Raw genomic sequence first — 26,339 nt, 5'->3', positions numbered from 1 at the left:
TTTACTTTGCTTTTTTGCCTATACTGGAGCTACTAAGCAGCCGAGGTAAAGCAATGTTTGAAATTGATCAATGGGCATTTTCTGGTATTGATGGCCAAATATCTTTGCATAAATGGCAAAAAACAATTGATCTTATAACGGGGCTTTTTTCAGCCCCGTCTGGTTATATAGTTCAGGCAACAAGCAAAGGCTATCGCGTTGTTATTAGAAGTAACGAGGGTGGCTCTAACTTTGAGACCAACCCTATACTCCCTCCTCAAACTCCTCTGTTTTGTCGCCACGTAGCTGAAACTAACAATACATTATATGTTAATGATGCAAGTAATAACGATACATGGAATACCCTGTCAGAAGTCGTTGAAGACGGTGTTGAATCCTACCTAGGTTTACCCATTCATTGGCCTGAAGGCGAAGTGTTTGGCACGTTATGTTTAAAAGACACTAAAATAACAAGCTATACCGATGAATATTTTGAACTCATAGAACAACTACGTGATTTGATTGAAGACGACCTAGCGCTTGTGTATAGCTATGAGCAAATGCGCGAAATAGCCATGTTAGACTCATTAACGAATATTTATAATCGCCGAGCACTTAACTTATTAGCCCAGCAAAAACTTAACTTAGCGCTACGTTTAGGCTTTGACGTATGTTGTTTGTTTATCGATATAAACGACTTTAAAAAATTAAACGACACCTGCGGACATGAAGTGGGCGACAAAGCCTTAATTATATTGGCAGATACGCTAAAAACGCATTTAAGAGATGCCGATATAGTAGGGCGTTTAGGTGGCGATGAGTTTGTTGCAGTAATGCAAGTAAGCGATAAAAGCAAGATTAACTACATCATGGATAAAATTTCGACTGAGTATTCAAAAGCCTTACTCAAAGAAGACGTTTGCGATTTATCGCTTAGTATTGGTTATAGTTTTACTAATAAACAAAAGCAGCCCTTTGAAGCGCTATTAAATGATGCAGACCACGCAATGTATAAAAATAAACAAGCGTATAAGCTCGCTAAAAAGGCACAATAATAAAAGGAGGTTCGTCATGACTCATGCCACACAAACTTGGCTGGTTTTTTCTGCGATAGGTTTTATTTTTTCCTTAGCAATAATAAGCTTATTTGAAACGTTCCCTAGCATTAGATTTATATCTAATGAGGGAATAATTTTTGGTGTTATGTGCTCCTTTATGGGGTTTGCCTTAAAAAGGCTTGAGAGTAATAACCAAAAACACCTTCAATAAATAGCTTAAGCTGCAAATCTTTACTTGTATTTATTAATTAATTTTTCAAAGAACGGACATAAAAAAGCAAGCCATGAGGCTTGCCAAGAAGGTGTTAATTAGCTCTAACCTAGCTTTTAAGCTATTAGCTTTTCCGCAAGGTTCAATTCCATAATGGCTTTTAATAAACGGTATAAATTAATTGACGCGTCAATTTCTTCTTTACGGTTTGTTAAGCTTTCAATATTTAAGCCCAGCGGTACATCTAAATGCGCACAGCTTTTAAGTATTAAGTCGAGGTTTTCGCGGCAAATACGGACTGATTCGCTTAATGTATTGTCTGCATCAAGCATGCGCCATTTAGTTGCCTCCGGCACTGAGATACCCAACCATTGCATAAACTCTAAGGTTTTTTCGCCGCCGCACGGGGTAAACGTTAATATAATACGTTGAGGTGTAATCCCTTGTGCTTTACATGTACGTGCGTAGCTAGTAATTAACTCTATAGTAGCTTGTGCATCGTAAACAGCTTGCGATATAAAAAACTGACAACCTTGTGCTGTTTTTTCTATTAATCGTTCGTGCTCATTTCGTTTACTTGAATGGCGCTCGGCAATCGTAACGCCACCTAAAAAGAAATCATCTGACTGCTCAGCCAATGCTTTATAAGCATCTGGTAGGCTTAGCTTTATATCGCCTATCGATGATGGGCTACCTACTAAAACAACATTTTGTAAATCGTAGTCGTTTTTAGTTTCACTTAGCCAATCTTTAAATTCGCCTACGCCACGCTGCGCCACACTTTTATAAGTAATCACATCTTGTGCAGATAAATTACGAAGTAAATGGCTGTATTCACGCGGATCAACGGTTTGTTTAAACGCAAATGGGCGGTCTTGGTTAGTTCGGCTGCTTTCGTCTTGAATGTCGTAAATTATCACGCCGTCGTATTCAATTTCGTGTAAGCGACCTAATAGCTTTTCTGCAATGGTTTTTAATTGCGCTTTATCGGTGCCAATTTTAGGCGGGGTAGTACCAATAAGATAAACACCTTGGTTGGTGTCCACTATCTTCTCTTTTAGTGATAAAGCCATAATCCTCATTCCAGCTAAGTTTGTTTTGATGGATTTAATATAGCAGCCATTTAGACGTCTAGATAGATTTATTTAATGAAAGTTTTTCAACTAACATGATGTTTTTTCATAGTGCTTGTTCCCATAATTTATAATTGACACAGTTGTTTACATAATAAATTCCCTTGGGGCTCTTATATTTATTGGCTTTGGGGCATAATCAAGGGTGAGTTAGTAATACATCTGACAACAAATTTGCTCAATTTAAAAAGGGACAACAATGAAATTTAAATTATTAGCAACCAGCTTAGCGGTATCGCTGGCTTTAACGGGTTGCGCAATGCAACAAAATCAAAGCACGCAAACAACAGCACAACAAGAACAAGTAAATAAAGCTGATGACCGTGTTTTTTCACAAGATTACTTAATTGAAGAGCTAGAAAACGGCTTACGTGTCATGGTTGTTAAAACCGATTACCCTGATGTCGTGTCGCTGCAAATTCCGGTATCGGTTGGATCGCGTAACGAAGTTGAAGAGGGCAAAACAGGCTTTGCTCACTTTTTTGAACACATGATGTTTAAAGGCTCACAAAAATACCCTGAAGATGTGTACTCAGACATATTAAAAAATTCAGGTGTTGATAACCGCGCTTATACAACAAACGATTTTACAAACTACCATTTAAACTTTTCAAAGCAGCATCTTGATAAAGTACTTGAGCTTGAAGCTGATATTTTTCAAAACTTAACTTACACCGAAGAGCAATTTAGAACCGAAGCACAAACGGTAAAAGGTGAGTACTTAAAAAACAACGCGAGTCCAATTCGTAAATTATTAAGCGCTGTACGCGAAGAAGCGTTTGATAAGCACACGTATAAACACACCACTATGGGCTTTTTTAAAGACATAGAAGCCATGCCTGATCAAATGACCTATGGTAAAGAGTTTTTTGCTAAGTTTTATAAGCCTGAGTATGTGTCACTTGTTATTGTGGGCGATGTAGACCCACAAGCAACAATGGCAATGGTTAAAAAGCATTGGGGTAGCTGGAAAAAGGGTAACTATGTTGCTGACATTAAAGCAGAACCTGCTCAACAAGCACCAAAATATTTGCACCAGCAAGATGAAGCGCTACCAGGGCATTGGTTACTTGTATCGTACAAAGGCGCTGCGTGGGAGCCTGCTAAAAAAGACAGAGCGGCACTTGATTTAATCTCACAGCTTTATTTTTCTAGTAATTCAGATTTATATCAAGAGCTAGTGGTCGACAAACAAATTGCCAGCCAAATGTTTACTTATAACCCTGAGACTAAAGATCCGGGTTTATTACACGTATTTGTTAAAGTAGAAAACGCAGATGATTTAGCCACTGCGCGCGATGCCATTAACCGAACTTATGCAAAAGCACGCACTGAGCTTGTTGATGAGCAAAAGCTCAGTGATTTAAAATCGAACCTCAAGTACAGCTTTATTAATGGCTTAGATTCGTCGCAAGCGATTGCATCAACCCTTGCCAGCTACATGCATTTTGAGCGCGATCCTGAGGTTATAAACCAGCTGTATAAATCGGCAGATAACATTACCAGCGCAGATATTAAAGCCGTTGCTAATAAATACTTTACTGATAACGCACGTACCACATTAACGATGTCGGCACTTGATAAAGCCCCAGGTTTCGAGCAAGAAGTTGATTTAAATGCGCTTACTGCAAAGCTTGAACAATCACCTGCGGCACCTGTATTTAAAGTACTTGATAAAACCAATAGCTCGCCATTAATTGATGTTAACTTTTTATTCAATACCGGTGCGGCTGCCGACCCACAAGGCAAAAAAGGTGTTGCTGCGTTAACTGCGGCTATGCTTGCACAAGGTGGCTCAGAGGCGACAAGCTATAAAGATATTCAAAAAGCACTTTATCCGCTTGCGGGTAGCTTTGGCTATCAAATAGATAAAGAAATGCTGTCGTTCCAAGGGCGTATCCATAAAGATAATGCGGCGCAGTGGTATACATTTGTGAGCGATCAATTACTAAACCCAGGTTTTAGAGACGATGACTTTAAGCGCCTTAAAAAAGAAATGATCGACGGTATTAAATCAGGCTTAAAAGCATCTAACGATGAAGAGCTAGGTAAAGAAGTGCTCTACAGTGCACTTTACAAAAATCACCCTTACGAAAGCTACAACTATGGTGATATTTCGGATTTAGAAGCGTTGACCCTTGATGATGTTAAAGCGTTTTATAACAGCGAGCTTACGCAATCTAAACTCACGGTTGGTTTAATTGGGGCTGTACCTGCAAAGCTTAAAGCTAAAATGATGAGCGATTTTGCAACGCTACCAAAAGGTGAGCAAAGCCGTTTAAGTATTCCTGATGCACCAGCGCTTAAAGGTCATCATGCAACGATTGTAGAAAAATCGGCGCAATCGACTGCGGTATCGTTTGGTTTTCCTATTGATACAATAAGAAGTAGCGAAGACTGGACAGCCCTTTGGCTTGTGCGTTCGTACTTTGGTGAACACCGTAGTTCTAACAGCTTTTTATATGAGCGCATTCGTGAAACTCGCGGTATGAACTATGGCGATTATGCATACATTGAATACTTTCCACGTGGTATGTTTCAAACCAAGCCTGATGCAAACCTAGGGCGCTCTGAGCAAATATTTCAAGTGTGGTTACGCCCACTTCGCTCTAATAACGATGCGCACTTTGCAACTCGTACAGCCTTATTTGAGCTTGATAAGCTAATTAAAAATGGTATGAGCGAAGATGACTTTGAAGCAACGCGTAACTTTTTAATTAACTTTGTGCCGCAAATGGTCGCAAGTCAAAATCGCCAATTAGGTTACGCGCTTGATAGCGAATTTTACAACACAGATAGCTTTGTAAGTTACGTAACTTACAAACTTAAAACGCTAACGCTTGCTGATGTAAATCGCGTTATTAAAGAAAACTTACAAACAGACAATGTTCACTATGTATTTATTACTGGTGACGGCGCTGATATGCAAAAACGTTTGGCATCGCAGCAAACATCGCCAATGATTTACAACACGAATAAACCTGCCGAATTAGTGGCTGAAGATAAAGTGATTGCTGATTACAAATTAGCAATTCCTGCTAAAAATATTGAAGTGATGAAAGTCGATAAAGTATTTCAATAATTTAAGTGGTTTTTAAGCGTTAAAATAATGCCTCGGTGCTATAAGCACCGAGGCATTTTTATTATTTAATAATGAAATTTAATAAACAGTTATACCTAATAACCAGAACAAATAACTAAGGGATTAACACCTTAGGCTTTAAATCCGTTAGACTTGGGAAAAGGCTATTTTATATCAACTAAGGCAGTGCAGTATTATGCGACATGCAATTTGGCAACAGCTTCGCGACGAAGCTAACGATGTAGTAAAACGTGAACCATTATTAGCAAGTCATGTTTATTCATGTATTTTGAATCATGATTGTTTAGGTTCGGCATTGAGCTTTATTGTTGCTAATAAGTTGGCTGATGCGGTGGTATCTGCATTCACTATCCGAGAGCTGTTTGACCAAGCATTTGTAAAATGTGACCGTATGCTATCTTTTGTGGCTGAAGATATTAAAGCGGTAAAAGACCGCGATCCTGCATCAGAAACCTATCTTACGGTTATATTAAATTTAAAAGGTTTTCATGCTATTCAGGCGCACCGTTTGGCTAATTGCTTGTGGCAACAAAACCGCAAAGAGTTAGCACGCTTTATTCAAAGCCGTAACTCTGAAGTGTTTGGGGTCGATATTCACCCAGCATGTAAAGTAGGTAAAGGCATTATGTTTGACCATGCCACAGGTATTGTTATTGGTGAAACAGCAGTAATTGAAGATAATGTATCAATTTTGCAATCTGTAACGCTTGGCGGTACAGGTAATGAGCAGGGCGATCGTCATCCTAAAATTAGAGCGGGTGTATTAATTGGCGCTGGCGCTAAAGTGCTTGGTAATATTGAAGTAGGTGAGGGCGCACGAATTGGTGCGGGCTCAGTTGTACTTAGCAATGTTCCACCACACACAACCGCTGTTGGCGTACCCGCTAAAATTATTGGTCGACCGGATTGTGAGTGTCCGGCGCAAAGTATGAACCAAAACTTTTTAGCAAATCCTGAGCCTGAAAACGAATCGCACACGAGTGCAATGCTATAAGTAATTAAAAATAATAAAACTTAAAAGGAATTAACATGAACAAGAATAGTTTATTGGCTCTAGGGATTGGGTTTATTGCGGGTGTAGGTTTAACTTGGAGCTACTTTAACGCAGCTTCAAGTCATCCAGAATCTGTTAAGTCGCAGCCAAGTTATGAAAAACAGCAAAAGCTTCATACTGAACAACAAAGTAATGAAGTATTAAGTAATGCAGACTCTGCAGTGCCTGAGCAAGTCGCTAGTATAGAGCCCGCTGAAGACACGCCTCCAACCTATTCAGAAACCCAAATGCTTGATGAACTACCTTTAGAAGAGCAAGTCACTCAGCTTAAGCAGCAACTTGCTGAGCAGAAAGCGACAGTTAAAAGCATTTTAAAGCAAATGAGAGGTCCTTCAGATTTTGAGAAGATCTTACGTGATAAATTTGAAAAGCAAACGCGCGACGAAGAATGGGCTTATCGTACTGAAATGGCATTACAAGATTTTTTATTAACAGCTGATTTGGCAATTATGCCTGATATTGTTAGCGCAAAATGTAAAACAACGGTATGTGAATTTGAACTAGCCGCGCCCGCTGATAACGATACATTTGGCAGTGCTCAATGGCGAGAGCTAAACGACAAGTTGATGAAGCAGGAATTTTGGCAGCAATTTAAAAGCACTACCTCTACATCTAGCGATAGCGAGCTTAAATTGTTGCTAAGTACCGAGCTTTAAGTAACCTGTGATTCTATAGAGCCATCAACGAGCTCTGTAATTAAAACATCGCCTGTTTTAATTTTATCCACAGATTTAACTACTTTCCCTTGCTGTGTTTTAGTGATGCTATAGCCGCGCGCTAAAACATTAAGCGGACTTACTGAATCTAACCTGCTTGCTTGCAGTGCTAAGCTATTATTCGCTTGCTGTAACTGATGTTGTATAGCTTGGTTTAGCCTAGCTTGTAATTGCGAAAGTTGATGGCTTGCTGTAGCGAGTTTTTTATCGGGTGATTGGCGCATTAAACGCGGCGTTAAGTTATTGAGTGTGCGTTCTTGCTGGTATAAACGATTACGCATCGCCTGTTGTAGCGCAATGCTTAGCTCATCCAAACGTTGTGATTTTTGATTAAGCTGATTACGCGGATGACATAAATTAAGGCGGTGTTGTAACTGCGTTGCTAGTGCGCGCTTGTCGGCAATGCCGTGCTTAAACGCGTTAGATAAACGATTAACTAATTGCGTTACTTTGTTGTGTAACTCTTGCGTATTTGGGCTTACAAGCTCAGCTGCGGCTGATGGAGTCGCTGCACGAACATCAGCAACGTAATCGCTAATAGTGGTATCTATTTCGTGGCCTACCGCACTTACTATCGGTAATTCACTTTTGAAAATAGCGCGGGCGAGCTGTTCGTGATTAAAACACCATAAATCTTCAAGTGATCCGCCGCCTCGCCCTAAAATAAGTACGTCTACTTCATCACGAGCATTAGCTAATTCAATTTGGTTAATTAAATGCACGTGCGCTTCTTTGCCTTGTACCATAGCAGGGTAAATGATGACTTCTAGCTGCGGTGCACGGCGTTTGAGTACCGTTAAAATATCTTTTATAGCAGCGCCGGTTGCTGAGGTAATAACACCAATGCGATTAATATTTTGGGGTAATGGCTGTTTGTGAGCAGAGCTAAATAATCCTTCGGCGGCTAAACGCATTTTAAGCGCATCAAATTCTTGTTTTAGCTGACCTTCGCCTGCGGGTTCCATATGCTCAACAATAAGCTGGTAGTCACCGCGAGGTTCATAAAGCGATACACGCGCTTTTACTGTAACTTGTGCGCCATTTACAGGGCGGTAGCTTTGGTTGCGATTATTGCCTCGCCACATTGCGGCTTTAATTTGTGCTTTATCGTCTTTTAACGAAAAGTACCAATGTCCAGATGCAGGGGTAATAAAGTTAGAAATTTCGCCCGTGAGCACTAAAGATGCAAAACCTTGCTCAAGGATTGTGCGAATTTCTCTATTAAGGCGTGAAACGGTGTAAACCGCCTGCGAAGGCTTCGAAAACATAAAAAACAACCTAAAACTATTTATTACACTACTTTATCACAAATATTTGCGAAATATTATTTACTCATGCCAACAACGCTGTTAAAATTTGGCCGCAATTCCTTATCTTAGATCCACATGTGAGAAGTTGCCAAAATGCTTAGAATCGCTAAAGAAGCTCTTACCTTTGATGACGTACTTTTAGTACCTGGTCATTCTACTGTTTTGCCACACACGGCAAATATTTCAACTCGCTTAACGCGTGGTATCAAACTTAACTTGCCGCTTATTTCAGCATCTATGGATACTGTTACAGAAGCTCGTTTAGCTATTGCCCTTGCGCAAGAAGGTGGTCTTGGTTTTATTCATAAAAACATGACTATTGAAGAACAAGCGAAAAACGTACGTAAAGTTAAAACCTACGAAGCAGGTATTGTTTCATACCCTGTAACGGTTACTGCCGATTTAACAATTGCAGATGCAATTGAGCTTTCGCACGAAAAAGGTTTTTCAGGCTTTCCGGTTACCGATAGCAATAATGTGCTTGTAGGCATTGTTACTAGTCGTGATATGCGTTTTGAAACTAAGCTTGAACAGCCTGTTTCTACCGTTATGACTAAAAAAGAAAAGCTTGTTACCGTTAAAGAAGGCGCAGCACGCGAAGAAATTTTAGGCTTAATGCACGAACACCGCATTGAAAAAATCCTTGTTGTTGATGATGAATTTAAACTTAAAGGCATGATCACAGTAAAAGATTACCAAAAAGCCCAAGACAAACCTGACGCATGTAAAGACGACCAAGGTCGTTTACGTGTAGGTGCTGCTGTAAGTGTTGGTGCAGGTACTGATGAGCGTATTGCTGCATTAGTAGAAGCGGGTATTGATGTTTTACTTATCGATACATCGCATGGTCACTCTCAAGGTGTTATTGACCGTGTTACTAAAACGCGTAAAGAGTACCCAGATTTACAAATTATTGCAGGCAACATAGCAACAGCTGAAGGTGCGATTGCACTTGCTGATGCGGGAGCGGATGCAGTTAAAGTAGGTATCGGCCCAGGTTCTATTTGTACTACACGTATTGTTACCGGTTGTGGCGTTCCACAAATTACCGCTATTTCAGATGCTGTTGAAGGCTTAAAAGGTCGCGACATTCCTGTTATTGCTGATGGTGGCATTCGTTTTTCTGGTGATATTGTTAAAGCACTTGTTGCTGGTGCATCGTGTGTAATGGTGGGTTCACTTCTTGCTGGTACTGAAGAAGCACCAGGTGAAGTTGAATTATACCAAGGCCGTTATTACAAATCTTACCGTGGTATGGGCTCATTGGGCGCGATGGATCAAAAAGAAGGTTCATCAGATCGTTACTTCCAAAAATCAAACGAAGCAGACAAGTTAGTACCTGAAGGTATTGAAGGTCGCGTAGCTTATAAAGGTCCAATTGCAACGATTATTCATCAGCAAGTGGGCGGCCTACGAAGCGCTATGGGCTTAACGGGTTGTGCAACAATTGAAGAGCTAAATACAAAACCACAGTTTGTACGCGTTACTTCAGCGGGTATGGGTGAGTCGCACGTTCATGATGTGCAAATCACTAAAGAAGCACCTAATTACCGCTTAGGTTAAGCAGCGTAATTAATTTAATATACTGGGCTTGCTTTGCAAGCCCTCTTTTTAGTCGTTTATATAAATACCAATTGCATTAATAAAGTGGTCAATTATTGCGACAGATAAATGGCTCAATAACGAGGCAAAAATTTCGATTTTTAGTTTCTTCTAAATAAGAAGTTTTTAACGTGGTTAGAGAGTTATTTAGCCTGCAAGAATTAGTAATGTTTAATAAAATTGGTATTCAAAGCGGCATTTAGCATCAGACTTTACGAGATACTCCATGAGCAAAGATATTCACGATTCACGAATTCTCATTTTAGACTTTGGTTCACAATACACTCAATTAATCGCCCGTCGTGTGCGTGAAATTGGTGTTTACTGTGAACTTTGGGCATGGGATGTGACTGAAGAGCAAATCCGCGAGTTCAACCCACAAGGTATTATTCTTTCTGGTGGTCCAGAATCAACAACACTTGAAAACAGCCCGCGCGCTCCTGAGTATGTATTTAATGCAGGCGTGCCTGTGCTAGGTATTTGCTACGGTATGCAAACAATGGCAGCTCAACTTGGCGGAAGTGTACACAGCTCTGATAAAAAAGAGTTTGGTTACGCACAAGTAGAAAAAGTAGGCAACTGTGCATTATTTGATGCAATTGAAGACAGCATTACCGATGGCGGCAACGGCATACTCGACGTATGGATGAGCCATGGCGACAAAGTAATGGATATTCCAGCTGGTTTTGCAACAACAGCTAAAACATCTACTTGTCCACATGCTGCAATGTCTAACGAAGAAAAACGTTTTTACGGTGTACAGTTTCACCCAGAAGTAACACACACGCACCAAGGTCAGCGCTTATTAGAGCGTTTTGCTATTGATATTTGTGGCTGTGAAAAATTGTGGACTGCTGCAAAAATTATCGATGATGCTATCGAGCGTATTAAAGAAACAGTTGGCGATGACGAAGTTATTTTAGGCCTCTCTGGTGGTGTTGATTCATCGGTTGTGGCTATGCTTATTCACCGTGCAATTGGCGAAAGACTAACATGTGTATTTGTTGATAATGGTTTACTTCGTTTAAACGAAGGCCAACAAGTAATGGACATGTTTGGTAATAAATTTGGCTTAAATATTGTTAAAGTTGAAGCTGAAGAGCAGTTTTTAAATGATCTAGCGGGTAAGTCAGACCCAGAAGATAAACGTAAAGCCATTGGTCATACGTTTATTAATGTATTTGATGAGCAAGCCAAAAAGCTTAAAAATGCAAAATGGTTAGCGCAAGGTACAATTTATCCTGATGTAATTGAATCAGCGGCATCTGCAACTGGTAAAGCGCATGTTATTAAATCTCACCACAATGTGGGCGGATTACCAGATGACATGAAAATGGGCCTTGTTGAGCCATTACGTGAATTATTCAAAGATGAAGTACGTAAAATTGGCCTAGAACTAGGTTTACCGTACGACATGCTTTACCGTCATCCTTTCCCTGGACCAGGTTTAGGTGTGCGTGTACTTGGTGAAATCAAAAAAGAATACTGTGATTTATTACGTCGCGCTGATGCGATTTTCATCGAAGAGCTTCACAAAGCTGATCTTTACCATAAAGTAAGCCAAGCGTTTACTGTATTCTTACCTGTTAAATCGGTAGGGGTTATGGGCGATGCACGTAAGTATGATTGGGTTGTATCACTTCGTTGTGTGGAAACAATCGACTTTATGACAGCGCGCTGGTCACATTTACCTTATGAGTTTTTAGGTGTGGTATCAAACCGTATCATTAATGAAATAGATGGTATTTCTCGTGTTGTTTACGATATTTCAGGTAAACCACCTGCAACTATCGAATGGGAATAATTAATTTTAGTTTTAATTAACTAAGTTTAAGTGATTAAAAAACGGTGAATTAGCATGCTAATTCGCCGTTTTGTTTATTTAAAAAGCAGTTAAACTAAAAGAGTGATTTTTCTCTTTACCTTTGGCGAAACTTCTCTATAATTCGTCGTCATTGCAGGGGCGTAGTTCCAATTGGTAGAACAGCGGTCTCCAAAACCGATGGTTGGGAGTTCGAATCTCTCCGCCCCTGCCATTTCTTCTTTACATCGTTTTTATTACTTCTTATATTGTTCAAATGTCTAATCTACTGAGTTGTTATGCATCCACGTTACGCAGCTATTTTTGATATAGAAAATCTTGAACTCAATCTACATTATTGTCCTCAAGCAAATGATCAAGCTAATGCTTTATCGCAAAGCACGATAGCTAGTCCTTTAACGCTAAATGAGCAACTACTTGCAGACATTAAACTCAGTGCAGAGCCTATTATTATAAATAGCGTTGTACAGGGCAGTGAGATGCAATTAAACGACAATAAGCTTACATTGCCAACCCCACAGCTCAACGCCTCTGAGAAGCGTGCTTTATGGGCTTTAATGAGTAAACACCTTGATAAACTTTAAATCAGTAGATGAAACTGCAATACCTCAATTAATGGCCATCGAAACAGCGTGTCATAGCCATCCGTGGACTTTAAATACAATGGGTTCATGTATAGGTGGACGCTACTTTAATGTTGCCGCATTTGATGAGGCAAGCATGATTGGTTTTTATATTGGTGAAAAAGCAGGGCCTGATTTTACACTTATGGATATTTGTGTAACACCAAGTCACCAGGGTAAGGGTATTGCAAGGCAGTTGTTAGCGCAGTTTATTGAATATGGTGAGCAGCAAAATGCTGAAAACCTCTTTTTAGAAGTACGCGAATCAAATACGCGTGCTATTGCGCTGTACGAGCGCGCAGGCTTTGCTGAGATGTCAGTGCGTAAAAACTACTACCCAAGTGATAACCCTGCTAAAAATGGCTTTGAAGACGCTATTTTAATGGGTATGGCGCTAGGTTTAAACTTTTCATAATTAAAGTCGGTAATTAGCATTTAAAATATAGAGCCGCTAAAGTACTGCATTTGTACCGTTTTGTAACTTTGCTTTTTAGGTTACTTTGTCGCTAATTGCTTGCTCAATGGCTGCTATTAAATCATTTACCAGCTCGTCTCTTGGTACTTTATTGTTACTTTTTAAGTTCTCTTCAAGTGCCGCAGCGCTATGGTAAATTTCATCAAAGTTAAAGCATCCAGAACTGCCTTTAACACTGTGCGCTATACCTCTTAATGCTTCCCAATCATCACAATGCTGCAAAGCTTTAACTTCTTCTAAATATGTAGGTAAGTTAGCTAAGTAATTATCGGCAATTTGCTGAAACTTTTCGCTCTTTAATAGGCTATCCCATTTATTTTGATTATCTTTTTCAAGATGCAGGTAGCTTACGAGTACGTTTTCCAGAGCATCTTTATCAATGGGTTTAGCCAGTGCTTTGTCGCAACCAGCTTCTAGATAAGTGCCTATATCATGGTTCATTACATTGGCAGTAAGGGCAATGATAGGGCCATTATACGCTGCATGACGAAGCATTTTAGTCGCTTCTAATCCGCCCATTACAGGCATTTGCATATCCATAATAATAAGTTGGTAGTCGTTTACGAGCGCCATTTCTACAGCTTGTGCGCCATTACTGGCAATATCGGGTTCAAGGCCCCAGGTTTGCAGTAATAATTTAATTAATAGTTGGTTATCTGGGTTATCCTCAGCCACTAATATATTGGCGTCGAAGCTATTGGTTGCAAACGATAAGAGAGGGTCTTTCTCTGGTATTAACTGGCTGTCTTGCGTTAAAAACTCAAGCATGGGTTGATCATCAGATAGCTGACATGCCACCCTAATTGTAACTCGGCTACCTACACCCACTTCACTTTCAAGGTTTACATCGCCACCAAGTAACAGTGCTAAGTTTTTAGAAATACACAACCCAAGACCTGTACCACCAAAACGACGTGTAGTTGTGGCATCGGCTTGTTCAAACGGCTTAAATACACGTTCTATTTGATGCTCAGACATACCAATACCAGTATCTTTAATTACAAACTCTAGCTTTTGACTTGCTTGTAAATAATGCACACAAATAGACACGCTGCCATTTTCGGTAAATTTAACAGCGTTATTAGCAATGTTTATAAGTATTTGTTTTAAGCGGGTCACATCACTATAAATGGTGCGGGGTAGCGGCAGTTGATAGTCGATATTAAGGGTTAATTGTTTTTCTTGTGCCAGTGGTTGAATAATTGATTCAATGTCGTGCACAAGCTGCACTACGTTTAACGCTGACAAATCAACAGCCAGCTTTTCAGCTTCAATTTTAGATAAATCGAGTATGTTATTTATTAACTCTAGTAAGTGTTTTGAATTACGTAAAATAGTGCTTAGGTGTTGTTTGTCATTCGCTACTTTATCGTTGTGTAGTAACTGCTCTGTAAAGCCCATAATGGCCGTGAGCGGCGTGCGTATTTCGTGACTCATGTTAGCTAAAAAACGACTCTTAAGTTGATTAGCTTGCTCAGCTTGGCCAATAGCTAACTCAAGTTGGCTGTTCATAGTTTCAAGTGCTTGGGTACGACTTTCCACTTTATCTTCAAGGTGGTGTTTGTATTCTTCAAGCTGTTGTTGGTAGTGCCTTATTTGATTAACCATGTGGTTAAAGTCGTTAAATAAAACACCTACTTCATCATTTGTATGAGCTGGTAAGTGCACCGACAAATCGCCATCACCAACACGATGACTCGCAGCCCCGAGTAACTCAATTGGGTTAAGTAATAAATTGCGGACCACTACAAAAATTAATATTGGCAGGGTGATCACCGAAATAATAACAATTAAGCCTGTTATTAAACTTATGGCTTTGCCTGATTGATAAAGCACCCCTTTGGGAATGGTCGATACGTAATAATATCCGCCGGGCATTTGCACTGCAAAAATCATTCGCTCTATTTTGTCTATGCTTGAGAGTTCAATAGTTGAAAGCATGCCGATATCAGCGAGGTCGTGCACTTGATTAAGTTCGTACTCGCTTATGTATTGGCCACGCATATTGTAATCGGAGCTAAATAAAATTTTCCCGTCTTTAGTCAACATTAAATTAAGCGTGTTGTTATATGGCGCTTCTAAAATACTAGAGTTTAGTATTGAAGGTTCTATATGTATTACAATAAAACCAAGCTGCTGTGGTCGTTTTAAATAGTAATCAACACTATAAATTCGTTGAATAAAATACAAACTAGTGGTGCCATCATCCTTTTGAATCATAAATTGCTGTTTACTTAAATTACTTTGCAATACTTGATTAAAAAACGGGTAGCTTTTAGGCGCTGTTGTTAGGTTGTTAGAGTAGTAGGCATCGCTTTTCCCACTGGCTGAAACTAAATTAATGCTAATTATATCGGGATAAGCCTCACTGTAACTGGCAAATACATCCATAAGCGCGCCAAGTTTTCGGGTGTAATTACCGTTGGCACGAATGTCGTTTGCTAAAAAATCACTAAGTACTGGCGAGGTTGAAAGTAGTTTTGCAGTAGAGTGAAAAGAGTCGATATAGTTAAATATTTTTTGCTGTTGTTGCTCAACAAAACGGCTCATTATTAAATCAGCTTGTTTTTGTGTTGAATTAGTTACATTGGTGAGTGTAAAGCCACCTAAAAATAGCAGCGGTAGAATAACAAGGGGTGTTATATACCATAATAATCTAATACTTAACTTACTGGTTTTCATGACCAAACGACTTATCCTCCATGCAATCTGCCAATAATATGCGTTACGACTTTATTACACAAGCTTGTGGCGGTCTTGGTGGTTAAATTACAATCAGTAGTTGCATGGTATTTAGCTCTGTATTGGTGTTTTTTTATTTTATTAAGTTATTTTAATTTAATAAGTTACATGCTTATAACCGTTATTTTATTGTTCAAAAAAGTTTACATAAATTTACATCTTTTAAAGTCATTTTTTTAAAGATAAATGCTATCACTTAAAATTGAATTTTCTAATTTACTCTCAGTTATAAATACCAGTGGGTTAACGCAGGGCTGTTAGCCGGGCCACTAGGTTATATTCTCAAGCAAGGCTTAAAAATTCTAATGGTGTGCAGAGGCTTGGTGTATTGTGTGCTGATCCTATTTATTTGGCTTATTACTGATTTTTTTGTACCTCATTTGCAGTTAGGCTTCCCAAAATCCATATTAATAAAAAAGATCAGCTAATAACCAACCATTGATTGTTTATAAGGCCAAGATCAGCGAAAATAGTCTTCAATTACGATTAACATAACGGATCGCATGTGAAGGGCCAATTTAGGGCTTTTCTGATGGTGTGTTGAGCTTTCGAGGTTGCTCTATACCAATTTTATTAAAACAAGATCGTTCTAGCGTATTAAATAACTCACTAACTACGTTAAAAATTATTCATAGAGAATAAGTCTATGTGATAATTTCGCCTTGTTATTGCGCTATTTTATTATCGCTATAATAGAACGCTAATTTAATGCAATTGGTATTATTTAAGCCTTGAAAGCTCAGCATACTTAAAGTGGATAATATCCGTATACAAACTAAAAGAACTTTTTTAATGGCAGATCAAAATCTCCTTAGCGAAATTAATAAACGACGAACCTTTGCTATCATCTCTCACCCAGATGCTGGTAAAACAACCATTACCGAAAAAGTATTGTTATTCGGACAAGCTATTCAAAGAGCTGGTACTGTAAAAGGTCGTGGCTCTAACCAGCATGCAAAATCTGACTGGATGGAAATGGAAAAAGAGCGTGGTATATCTGTTACTACCTCTGTAATGCAGTTTCCGTATAACAATGCGCTTGTTAATTTACTTGATACGCCAGGACACGAAGACTTCTCGGAAGATACTTACCGCACATTAACCGCGGTAGATTCGTGTTTAATGGTTATTGATGCGGCAAAGGGTGTAGAAGATCGTACCCGTAAGCTAATGGAAGTTACACGCCTGCGTACAACGCCAATTGTTACGTTTATGAATAAATGTGACCGTGAAATTCGCGACCCAATGGAAGTGCTTGACGAAGTTGAAACAGAGCTAAATATTGCCTGTGCACCCATTACTTGGCCAATTGGCTGTGGTAAAGAGTTCAAAGGTGTTTATCACATTCATAATGACGAAGCTGTTTTATACAAAACAGGTCAGGGTCATAAAATTCAAGAAGTTCGTACCATTAAAGGTCTTGATAACCCAGAACTTGATATTGCCATTGGTGAAGATTTAGCTGCGCAATTACGCGATGAGCTTGAGCTTGTTATTGGCGCATCAAACGAATTTGATTTAGATCTGTTTTTAGCAGGTGAGCTTTCGCCAGTTTATTACGGTACCGCACTTGGTAACTTTGGTGTTGACCACGTTTTAGATGGTTTAACTAAATGGGCACCAACGCCACTGCCTCGTGAAACCGAAGACAGACTTATTGTTGCAACTGAAGAAAACTTTACTGGTTTTGTATTTAAAATTCAGGCCAACATGGACCCTAAACACCGTGACCGTATTGCATTTATGCGTATTGTATCGGGTAAGTACAGCCAAGGCATGAAAATGAATCACGTGCGAATTGGCAAGCAAGTGAGCATTTCTGATGCGGTAACCTTTATGGCGGGCGATCGTGAGCGCGCAGCTGACGCTTACGCGGGCGATATTATTGGTTTGCATAACCACGGTACCATTCAAATTGGTGATACGTTCACACAAGGCGAAAAACTTAAATTTAGCGGTATCCCTAACTTTGCGCCTGAATTATTCCGCCGTATTCGTCTACGCGATCCGCTTAAGCAAAAGCAATTATTAAAAGGCTTAGTACAGCTTTCTGAAGAAGGTGCTGTGCAAGTATTTAGACCGCTTATAAACAACGATTTAATTGTGGGCGCGGTAGGTGTACTTCAGTTTGATGTAGTTGTAGCGCGCTTAAAAGCCGAATATAACGTAGATGCTATTTACGAAGGTGTAAACGTAAATACAGCGCGTTGGGTAAGCAGCGACGATGTGAAAAAGTTTGAAGACTTTAAGCGCAAGTGCGAAAGTAATTTAGCACTCGATGGTGGCGATAACTTAACTTACATTGCGCCGAGCCGTGTAAATCTTAATTTATCAGTAGAGCGTTACCCAGAAGTGACATTTAACCACACTCGCGAAAACTAGAATCGACTGACTACAGTTAACTGAAAGCCTGCTTTGGCGGGCTTACAAAGGTAAAAAATATGAATATTCGTACTATTTTAATCGAAAAAGCCATTGCCGCTATGGCGGGCGCAGGCTTACCTGAAGATACAAACCCAGCAGTAACACAAAGCACACGTCCACAATTTGGTGATTACCAAATTAATGCAGCAATGGGCGCGGCTAAAAAAATGAAAAGCAACCCACGTGAGCTTGCGCAAAAAATTATAGATAACCTTGATGTAAGCGATATTGCTCAAAAGACTGAAATTGCTGGCCCAGGTTTTATTAATATTCATTTAAAGCCTGAGTTTTTAGCTCAAAGCGTACAAGCCGCTAACAGTGATGCAAAGCTTGCTGTAAATGAGCATGCTAACCCGCAAAAAGTGGTTGTTGACTATTCATCACCAAACCTTGCTAAAGAAATGCACGTAGGCCATTTACGTTCAACCATTATTGGTGACTCAATTGTGCGTGCGCTTGAATTTAGAGGCGATACGGTTGTACGTCAAAATCACATGGGTGATTGGGGCACGCAATTTGGTATGTTAATCGCGCATTTAGAAGATCAAATTAGCCAAGGTGTTGATTTAGATTCTGTAGCGCTTGCTGATTTAGAAACCTTTTACCGCGATGCTAAAAAACGCTTTGACGACGAAGAAGGCTTTGCTGATAAAGCACGTAATTACGTTGTTAAATTACAAGGCGGCGATGCGCATTGTGAAAAACTTTGGAAACTGTTTATAGCTACCTCAGTTAAGCATTCTGAAGAAGTATACAAGCGTTTAAATGTAACACTTACTCAAGCCGATATTATGGCTGAAAGCGCATACAACGCAGAACTTAACGATATTATTAGCCTACTTAAAGATAAAAATATTGCAGTAGAGTCGCAAGGCGCGCAAGTTGTGTTTTTAGATGAGCTTGCCAACAAAGATGGCGAGCCATCTGCGTTTATCGTACAAAAATCTGGCGGTGGTTTTTTATATGCAACAACCGATTTAGCGGCATGTGATTACCGTTCAAATAAATTAGGTGCTGATCGTATCTTAATTTTTGTAGATGCACGTCAAAACCTACACTTTAATCAAGTAGAGCTTACAGCGCGTAAAGCAGGTTTATTACGAGACGAAACAAGTTACGAGTTTTGCCCGTTTGGCACCATGATGGGCGCCGATAACAAACCATTTAAAACACGTACTGGCGGCACAGTAAAACTTGCTGACTTATTGGAAGAATCAATTAACCGTGCAGCTGCAAAACTAGCTGAACGTGAATCGGATTTAAGTGATAGCGATCGCAACGAGATTGCACGTAAAGTAGGTATTGGCGCAGTTAAATACGCGGACCTTTCTAAGCACCGTACCAGCGATTACATTTTTAACTGGGACAGCATGCTAAGCTTTGAAGGCGCAACCGCTCCTTATTTACAATATGCTTATACACGTATACGCAGTATTTTCCGTAAGTCAGGCGTTGATGCAGCTACATTAAATTCAGATGTTGCAATTATTGAGCCTCAAGAAAAAGCACTAGCACTTAAGCTACTACAGCTTGAAGAAGTACTTGATTTAATGATCAGCGAAGCAACACCGCACGTACTATGTGGTTACTTATATGAGCTAGCAAGCTTATACATGACATTTTACGAAGCCTGCCCAGTACTTAAAGAGGGCGTAGAGCCAAGCGTGCGCGATAGCCGTTTAGTGTTGTGTAATTTGGTTTCTAAAACTCTTGAAACGGGATTAGATTTGCTAGGCATTGAAGTTATGGAGCAAATGTAATCACCGTCGTATTTTAACCTAATACTGCGTTATCCACCCCAACTTACCCTAATCACATACAAACCGTATGCTCATAGGGATAAGTCGGGTTGGATGCCTTGTCTTAGGCTAAACTACTTAGGTGAACCGTCTGCTGCGTGTAGTTCGCTTTGACTGCGTTGTCGTGCTTTTTTAGCCTAAGTCACATACTAAATGTATGCTCCTTGGCATAAAAAAGCACTCCGTCTTGTCAGCACTTCTACACTTGCAGATATCTGAGTTGTGTAGTTTACGTTGTAGGTTGGGTTGAGTGAAACGAAACCCAACGATACGCCTGAGACTCTATGTTTATTGCTATCGAATGCACCTGAGGCTCTGTGTTTATTGCTATCGATAAACCTGAGACTCTATGTTTACTGCTATCGAATACACTCGAGACTCGGTGTTATTGCTATCGCATGCACCTGAATCTTAATATTTGTTACTACTCAACATCCATTGTTTTAAGCTCGCTACTCTAAGCTCTTTTCTAAGGCTTTATTTAAAGGACTTGTTATGAAACTCGAAGATATTCGCCGTGAATACCTGCAGGACGCGTTAAGCGAAGATAACTTGCAAGATGATCCGTTTAAGCAGTTTGAAACATGGCTTGAGCATGCGGTAGCAAGCAAACTACCCGATCCAACAGCAATGGTCGTAGCAACTGTTGATGAAACCGGTCAGCCTTCACAGCGTATTGTGCTTTTAAAGCATTTGGATGATAACGGTTTTGTATTTTTTACCAATACAGGTTCGCGTAAAGCGCAAGAGCTTAAAGGTAATAACAAAATATCACTGCACTTTCCGTGGCACCACATGGAACGCCAAGTTATTGTATATGGCGAGGCTAAACCATTGCCTACCTCTGCTGTGGCAAAGTACTTTTTATCTCGTCCTAAAGAAAGCCAATTAGCGGCGTGGGCGTCAGCGCAAAGTCGTCCGGTGTCATCACGTAAAGTACTCATGGAAACCTTCGCCAACATGAAAAATAAGTTTGCTAAAGGTGAAATACCACTTCCTGATTTTTGGGGCGGATATTGTGTAGTGCCCACTAAAATTGAGTTTTGGCAAGGTGGGGCGCATCGTTTGCATGACCGTTTTATGTATCAGCGCCAAGCAGATAACAGCTGGCAAATTACACGCTTAAACCCTTAATAAATAGATGAGTAAGTAACCGTGCAATTTATTGACTCTCATTGCCACCTCGACTTTAGCGAGTTTGATTCGAATCGTGAATCGCTCATAAACGAGTGTGTAGCAAAGGGAGTTAATCAGTTTGTTGTGCCGGGTATTACGCTTGCTCAATCACATACTCTCATAAAACTCAAAGCAACTTACCCAAGTATAAAAATAGCCGCAGGGCTACATCCTTACTTTTTAGAGCAACATAACGAATCGCACATAGAAGCGTTATTTGAATTCGCGACTGCAAATAAGCATCAGTTGGTAGCTATTGGGGAGTGCGGGCTTGATCGAAGTATTGAAAACCTTCCTAAACAAACTTATTTATTTGAGCAGCAAATAGGGCTTTCTAATGAGCTTAACTTACCGCTCATTGTGCATCATAGGCAAAGCCATGATTTAATTGCGCAATCGTTTAAGCGGTGTAAGCCAAAAAACGGGGGAGTGATTCATGCCTTTTCGGGCTCACTTCAACAAGCGCAGTACTATATTAAGCAGGGTTTTAAGCTTGGCATAGGCGGCGTTATTACCTATGATCGCGCAGTTAAAACACGCGCTGTTATTGCTGCTATTGAGCCAGAGCACTTAGTGCTTGAAACCGACTCACCTTCAATGCCGTTAAGCGGTCATCAAGGTGAAGTTAACACGCCATTACATATACCTGATGTATTTAACGCGTTATGTGATTTAAAGCCACATAGTGAAAGAGGGACGCTTGCAAAGCAGCTTTACGATTCTTGTTCAGATGTTTTTTGCATGTAGCGATTTACCTGCCAACGTTTTAATCCACGCCCTAACTGCCACGTAAAAATACATGCAATCACTAGCATTAATAGTACCTGTCGACCTAAGTCATGAAAATGATTATGGCTGTCGGATATTGCGGCGCGAGTTAAATAAGTAACAGACACAAAGCCTATAGGGCGGTCATCATCGCTTATCACGGGTTCCATAAAAGGTGTTTTTAGTTTACTAATACCCGGTGTAGAGTCAGGGAGTTGTCCATAAATATGATGTGACTGCCAATTGTCACTGCTAGCAATTAAAATGCCTTGTTGATCATAAATAGTCGCAGAAAGTACAAATTCATCTTTACTTATATCGTTACAAATGGCGTTGAGCTGTGGTTTGTTTTTTTCAATAAGCGGTGTTTTAACATTTAAAGCCATAAACTGAGTGAGGCTTTTTGCCGTGCTATCGGCACTATCATAAAGTAACTGATGACTCTGAAAACTACTATTAACACCTACCCAGCTTAGTAATACAAAACAACCAGCCGCTAGTATTAAGCGAACAAGTCGTTTTCTTTGAGAAGCCGTAATAGGGTTTTTAATATGGTTATTTTTCATAGTCACCGTTTATGCTACTGACAGCATTTTGATTTGATGTTACAACTACACTAACTATAACCTTAAACCCCACCTGATGGCGAATTTAGTGTTGAGAATACCAGTTATGATATGCCAATTATCAGGAAAATAAAAATAAACACGGAGATTCCATGTCGCAAATCAACATGGCACAGCAAGCTGCTGAGCAACCATTACAACACTTAACTCTAAATAAATGGTTTAGCTATAGTGGTGGTGTATTTACACCTCTTGATTATATACCAAACAAAGCATTAGGGTTATTTAGCATCGCATTTGCGGGTGATTTTGAAGAAAAACACATTGTTAGCATTATTGATTTTTTAGCTACGCATAACCAAACAGTCAGTGCTATATGTCAATATCAACCAGATTTAGGGTTAGCTCCAGCACTGTGTTTTTACGCGCAAAACTCCGATCAAGCTATAAACCCGTTAGTACTACAAGAGTTTTCAAACACCCTAGATTGTCAATTAGTGCAAGTTTCTACTGCGCCTAATTTATATGAGCCTGGTTTATTGGTTATGGATATGGATTCAACTGCAATAACTATTGAGTGCATAGACGAAATAGCACGCCTTGCGGATGTTTACGACGAAGTAGCCTCTGTAACCGCACTTGCAATGGCGGGTAAACTTGATTTTAGCGAGAGTTTAAATCAGCGCGTAGCTAAACTGGCTGGTATTGAAAAAAGCTTAATTGAAGAACTAAAAAGTGCATTGCCACTCATGCCGGGTATTAAAGTGCTGTGTCAAATTCTAAAACAGCATGACTGGTATTTAGCAATTGCATCAGGTGGTTTTGTACCGTTTGCAGAGCGCGTTCAAGAGCTTATTAATTTAGATGAAGTGCACGCTAATGTACTCGAATTTAAAGACGATAAACTAACAGGTAAAGTACTGGGTACAATTGTAGATGCACAACAAAAAGCAATTATTCTAGAGTCGTTACAACATAAACTAGGGCTTGAGAAGTCTCAAACAGTTGCTATTGGCGATGGCGCAAACGATTTAGTAATGATGGCTAAAGCTGGCCTAGGTGTAGCAGTGCATGGCAAACCTAAAGTAGTTGAGCAAGCACAAGCGGCTATTTGTGAAGGGTCATTATTGCAATTGCTGTATATGTTGGCTATTCCGTTAGATAAAGAGCCCGCTCTTTAAAGTTGTTTAAGTTAAACCGCTTAGCGTAAGCGGTTTAACCAAATTAGTTTACGGCGGCCCATTTGTTCAACTTGCTCTTTTTTAAGCTCTAAATGGCTTAGAGCTTCTTCAGTTATATCTACTACGTCCCCCACGCCTGCAACAGCCCATAATGCTTCTTCTAAATCTTTTGCTTTATGCATTGCATATTGGCTTACGTATTTAAGCTCATTAGATAGGTAGTCAGTATCGGGGCGACCTGTGCGCGAAATATACAAACGCATCACAAATATAAGTTGTGATGTAATGCCTTTACTAATTTGTTTATAAAAGCTTGAGTAGTCTTCACCTAAAGCGCATTGGCTAACAATAGCTTCTTCAATTTTACCCTTACGAGGGTCGAAATTAATAGCGAGTGTAAAAGCAAGCGGTGCATCTTGGCGACTGCGATCTTTAATATTAGGCGTTATTACATTAATAATTTGCTCTTCGGTAAGAATACTCGAAAAGTCAGTTTTGTTACCTAATAAGCCAAAGTTTTGCAAAATAACATGCATAGGACTGGCGTATAAGCCATAACCAATTGCACCTGTTTTAAAGTGTGCAGCTTCTTTGTGTAAATACAGCGGAAATTGGCATACACTTTTTGTAACCATATTTCTAAGTGCGGTAGATAAGCCTTCTACTTTTGGCGCTTCTTCAGATACTTTAAGTTTGTCTTTATTCCCTTCTATTAACTGAGTGAAAAAAGTCACGCCAGCATGGGGTAAATCAGCAACACGATTCGCTTTTAGGTTAATAGTAGTGAATGACTTACTAATGGCCATTATTTCGTACTTTAGTTCGCTAAGTTTATGCTTTTTAGTTATTTTTTGAAGCTCAGGAAATGTTAAAAGTACTATATCACCTTTTTTAAATGTGACTGGTTGCTCGCACTCTAATTGCAAACCCATTACAGAAAAGTCACGTGTATAACCGTTAAATACTTCATCATTAATAGTGACGCTAACCGGTGTTTTATAAAGGTAGCGCTTATGCGAGCGTAAATTTACGTATTCAAGTGGCACAATATCTAAATAAGGTGGCGTTTTATGTTTTGCGTGGCCAAAATGTTTAAGCTGATTTACTAACGCTTTATCAAAAGTAAGTTGTTTATAATCTGCTTGCTCTGTTTTATTGCCAATACTTGTAAGTACAACAATATATTTAACGTCTTTTATAAGGCCTTTAACTCGAGGGGAAGGCGGCTTGTTGAGTTTTTCAATATTAGCGCCAGCACTATTAGGTAATGAAAGCGGTATAAAAGAATCATCTGGATGACTTGGCATTATTTGTATTTTAAAGCACTGCCAACTTTCTTTTTGGCTACCAAAACCTAAAAATAGATCACGTAATTTAGGGTTATTATTTAGCTCAGTTCGTGTCGCAGAGTAATAGTAAATTTTACCCGATGATATATGTGTAAATGTATAGAGGTAATCTTCTTTGACCGCGGTAATTTGGGTTAGTAATTGTGTAATGCGCTGATGATTGAGTATATTGTACAAACACGGTGTTTTTCTTTCATCGGTAAAATAGCGCTGGATAAAAATATTATTTTCAGTAGTAAGGCTAAGGCTTGGGTAATACTGTTCATCTTTTTTGCTTAAAAATACATATAAAGACGTTACACGAGGGATGTAGTATTGCTCATACCCCTTTGATACTACAGCATCGAGCGTGTTATCTAAATTTACTTTATAACGACGTTTATTACCGTGAATAAAGCTTTCTAAAAAGTCATTAAAGGCATCGTTATTTTCGATATAAGTGCGTTTTAAGCGAATGTGGTTGTATTCACGAGAGATATTTTCAACGGCAACAACCTCGTATTGAATACCGTTTTTTAGGCCAAGTTCAAAGTCTTGTTCAAGGCCTACCAAGCGCATTGCTATTAGTTCACCTTTTTTTATAGAGTAGCGCGTTGCAAGCTTAACTTTACAACCGCTTAAAGATATATCTGAGGTGCTAGCAGCAATGTTCTTTTTATCTTTGTAATCAATAGTTACTTTTATTGAGTAATTCATCCGTTCTTCACGGCGGCTCTCGTAAGAGGCAAACTTAATTACTTCAGTGCTTAAGTTACTTTCTGATTCTTGTAGTTCTGATTTTTCGGCGGCTTGTTTTTGTAATACGCGGTGGTTATTTTCTGTATTCATTACGGCTTCGTAAACGGCTAGGGTATATTCACCATGCTGTTTAAGTGCTTTTTCAAACACTTCAATGGCTGTGTCATCCATAAAGTGCTGTTTACCGTTATGCTCATACGGTTTTACTTGGCCCGTCACTAATCCACGAAGATCAACAAAGCGTGCCACTGGCTGAGATAAGCGTGACATTTCCATTTTCATCAAAAATTGCTCAGGTTTGGTTAACCCAGCGGTTTTTGATTTGAAAATCAGGTCAAATTTAGCATTGCCTAAATATGTTTTTAACTCATTCACGAGGTCTTCGTGTTTGAGCATTATGTCATCAGCCATTTATAAAACCATCACCGTCTAATTGAAAAAGTAGGTATACTGTTAAGTCCATTTATTAGAAGTTCAATAAACGTTAAATCGCGCTATGTTATTAATATA

At 39.4% G+C, this 26,339-nt stretch carries 19 protein-coding genes and 1 tRNA gene; 15 read left to right on the top strand and 5 right to left on the bottom strand.

Annotation, left to right across the window (positions count from 1 at the left end; genetic code table 11):
• Nucleotides 1–53 precede the first annotated feature (53 nt).
• Together GQR39_RS00615 and GQR39_RS00610 are read left to right on the top strand one after the other, a co-directional pair.
• Complete coding sequence (locus GQR39_RS00615) at nucleotides 54–1,034, top strand: sensor domain-containing diguanylate cyclase (RefSeq protein ID WP_165721069.1); 981 nt, start codon at nucleotides 54–56, stop codon at nucleotides 1,032–1,034.
• Nucleotides 1,035–1,050: 16 nt separating this feature from the next.
• Nucleotides 1,051–1,248 (top strand): hypothetical protein, encoded by a 198-nt coding sequence (locus GQR39_RS00610; protein WP_165721068.1) that lies wholly within the window; start codon nucleotides 1,051–1,053, stop codon nucleotides 1,246–1,248.
• A gap of 116 nt (nucleotides 1,249–1,364) precedes the next feature.
• Here GQR39_RS00610 and GQR39_RS00605 read toward each other — a convergent pair whose 3' ends face one another.
• Nucleotides 1,365–2,321 carry a methylenetetrahydrofolate reductase gene (locus GQR39_RS00605; protein ID WP_024597318.1) on the bottom strand — a complete coding sequence of 319 codons (957 nt, stop codon included), beginning with the start codon at nucleotides 2,319–2,321 and terminating at the stop codon, nucleotides 1,365–1,367.
• Between the two features lie 259 nt (nucleotides 2,322–2,580).
• On the opposite strand from GQR39_RS00605, the gene GQR39_RS00600 reads away from it, so the two are divergent.
• The 3 genes from GQR39_RS00600 (at nucleotide 2,581) to GQR39_RS00590 (ending at nucleotide 7,194) form a co-directional block, all read left to right on the top strand.
• The gene (locus GQR39_RS00600) at nucleotides 2,581–5,463 is read left to right on the top strand and encodes a pitrilysin family protein (RefSeq protein WP_165734560.1); all 2,883 of its coding nucleotides are present in this window, start codon (nucleotides 2,581–2,583) and stop codon (nucleotides 5,461–5,463) included.
• Between the two features lie 196 nt (nucleotides 5,464–5,659).
• Entirely contained in the window at nucleotides 5,660–6,478 is an 819-nt protein-coding gene (gene cysE / locus GQR39_RS00595; RefSeq protein ID WP_024606056.1) for a serine O-acetyltransferase, read from the top strand.
• 35 nt (nucleotides 6,479–6,513) lie between these two features.
• Nucleotides 6,514–7,194, top strand: coding sequence for a hypothetical protein (locus GQR39_RS00590; RefSeq protein ID WP_165734559.1), 681 nt, complete (start codon nucleotides 6,514–6,516; stop codon nucleotides 7,192–7,194).
• On the opposite strand, the gene xseA is transcribed toward GQR39_RS00590, so the two are convergent.
• Complete coding sequence (gene xseA, locus GQR39_RS00585; protein ID WP_165734558.1) at nucleotides 7,191–8,522, bottom strand: exodeoxyribonuclease VII large subunit; 1,332 nt, start codon at nucleotides 8,520–8,522, stop codon at nucleotides 7,191–7,193. The two genes, GQR39_RS00590 and xseA, sit on opposite strands and share 4 nt — an antisense overlap.
• A 135-nt stretch (nucleotides 8,523–8,657) precedes the next feature.
• On the opposite strand from xseA, the gene guaB reads away from it, so the two are divergent.
• The 5 genes from guaB to rimI all read left to right on the top strand — a co-directional run bounded on the left by guaB (nucleotide 8,658) and on the right by rimI (nucleotide 13,026).
• Nucleotides 8,658–10,127: an IMP dehydrogenase gene (guaB, locus tag GQR39_RS00580; RefSeq protein ID WP_002958783.1), complete on the top strand. Its 1,470-nt coding sequence runs from the start codon at nucleotides 8,658–8,660 to the stop codon at nucleotides 10,125–10,127.
• Nucleotides 10,128–10,392: 265 nt separating this feature from the next.
• Nucleotides 10,393–11,970, top strand: coding sequence for a glutamine-hydrolyzing GMP synthase (gene guaA / locus GQR39_RS00575; protein ID WP_007581618.1), 1,578 nt, complete (start codon nucleotides 10,393–10,395; stop codon nucleotides 11,968–11,970).
• A 155-nt stretch (nucleotides 11,971–12,125) separates the two neighbouring features.
• Nucleotides 12,126–12,202 (top strand) — tRNA-Trp (locus tag GQR39_RS00570).
• 64 nt (nucleotides 12,203–12,266) lie between these two features.
• Nucleotides 12,267–12,572 carry a hypothetical protein gene (locus tag GQR39_RS00565; RefSeq protein WP_165734557.1) on the top strand — a complete coding sequence of 102 codons (306 nt, stop codon included), beginning with the start codon at nucleotides 12,267–12,269 and terminating at the stop codon, nucleotides 12,570–12,572.
• Nucleotides 12,559–13,026, top strand: coding sequence for a ribosomal protein S18-alanine N-acetyltransferase (gene rimI / locus GQR39_RS00560; protein ID WP_007581622.1), 468 nt, complete (start codon nucleotides 12,559–12,561; stop codon nucleotides 13,024–13,026). Before GQR39_RS00565 ends, rimI begins: the two co-directional genes overlap by 14 nt.
• Before the next feature lie 75 nt (nucleotides 13,027–13,101).
• Here the strand turns inward: rimI and GQR39_RS00555 are convergent, their stop codons facing one another.
• Nucleotides 13,102–15,768, bottom strand: a complete 2,667-nt coding sequence (locus tag GQR39_RS00555; RefSeq protein WP_165734556.1) for an ATP-binding protein — start codon at nucleotides 15,766–15,768, stop codon at nucleotides 13,102–13,104.
• A gap of 852 nt (nucleotides 15,769–16,620) precedes the next feature.
• Between GQR39_RS00555 and prfC the strand changes: the two genes are divergently transcribed.
• The 4 genes from prfC (at nucleotide 16,621) to GQR39_RS00535 (ending at nucleotide 21,974) form a co-directional block, all read left to right on the top strand.
• Nucleotides 16,621–18,210, top strand: a complete 1,590-nt coding sequence (gene prfC / locus GQR39_RS00550) for a peptide chain release factor 3 (protein ID WP_007581628.1) — start codon at nucleotides 16,621–16,623, stop codon at nucleotides 18,208–18,210.
• Between the two features lie 59 nt (nucleotides 18,211–18,269).
• Entirely contained in the window at nucleotides 18,270–20,012 is a 1,743-nt protein-coding gene (gene argS / locus GQR39_RS00545) for an arginine--tRNA ligase (RefSeq protein ID WP_165734555.1), read from the top strand.
• A 534-nt stretch (nucleotides 20,013–20,546) separates the two neighbouring features.
• Nucleotides 20,547–21,185, top strand: a complete 639-nt coding sequence (gene pdxH, locus GQR39_RS00540) for a pyridoxamine 5'-phosphate oxidase (RefSeq protein WP_096793607.1) — start codon at nucleotides 20,547–20,549, stop codon at nucleotides 21,183–21,185.
• 21 nt (nucleotides 21,186–21,206) lie between these two features.
• Nucleotides 21,207–21,974 carry a TatD family hydrolase gene (locus GQR39_RS00535; RefSeq protein ID WP_165734554.1) on the top strand — a complete coding sequence of 256 codons (768 nt, stop codon included), beginning with the start codon at nucleotides 21,207–21,209 and terminating at the stop codon, nucleotides 21,972–21,974.
• Here the strand turns inward: GQR39_RS00535 and GQR39_RS00530 are convergent.
• Nucleotides 21,941–22,561 carry an AhpA/YtjB family protein gene (locus tag GQR39_RS00530; RefSeq protein ID WP_007581635.1) on the bottom strand — a complete coding sequence of 207 codons (621 nt, stop codon included), beginning with the start codon at nucleotides 22,559–22,561 and terminating at the stop codon, nucleotides 21,941–21,943. The two genes, GQR39_RS00535 and GQR39_RS00530, sit on opposite strands and share 34 nt — an antisense overlap.
• A 152-nt stretch (nucleotides 22,562–22,713) precedes the next feature.
• Here GQR39_RS00530 and serB point away from each other — a divergent pair, with 152 nt between their 5' ends.
• Nucleotides 22,714–23,742: a phosphoserine phosphatase SerB gene (gene serB / locus GQR39_RS00525; protein ID WP_165734553.1), complete on the top strand. Its 1,029-nt coding sequence runs from the start codon at nucleotides 22,714–22,716 to the stop codon at nucleotides 23,740–23,742.
• A 20-nt stretch (nucleotides 23,743–23,762) separates the two neighbouring features.
• Here the strand turns inward: serB and GQR39_RS00520 are convergent, their stop codons facing one another.
• Nucleotides 23,763–26,240, bottom strand: coding sequence for a PilZ domain-containing protein (locus GQR39_RS00520; RefSeq protein ID WP_010553175.1), 2,478 nt, complete (start codon nucleotides 26,238–26,240; stop codon nucleotides 23,763–23,765).
• Between the last annotated feature and the right edge of the window lie 99 nt (nucleotides 26,241–26,339).

This window comes from Pseudoalteromonas sp. C8 (assembly GCF_011378685.1).
GTDB lineage: Bacteria > Pseudomonadota > Gammaproteobacteria > Enterobacterales > Alteromonadaceae > Pseudoalteromonas > Pseudoalteromonas arctica.
Note: the sequence above shows the minus strand (reverse complement) of the source record. Positions and strands in the feature narration are given on the sequence as shown.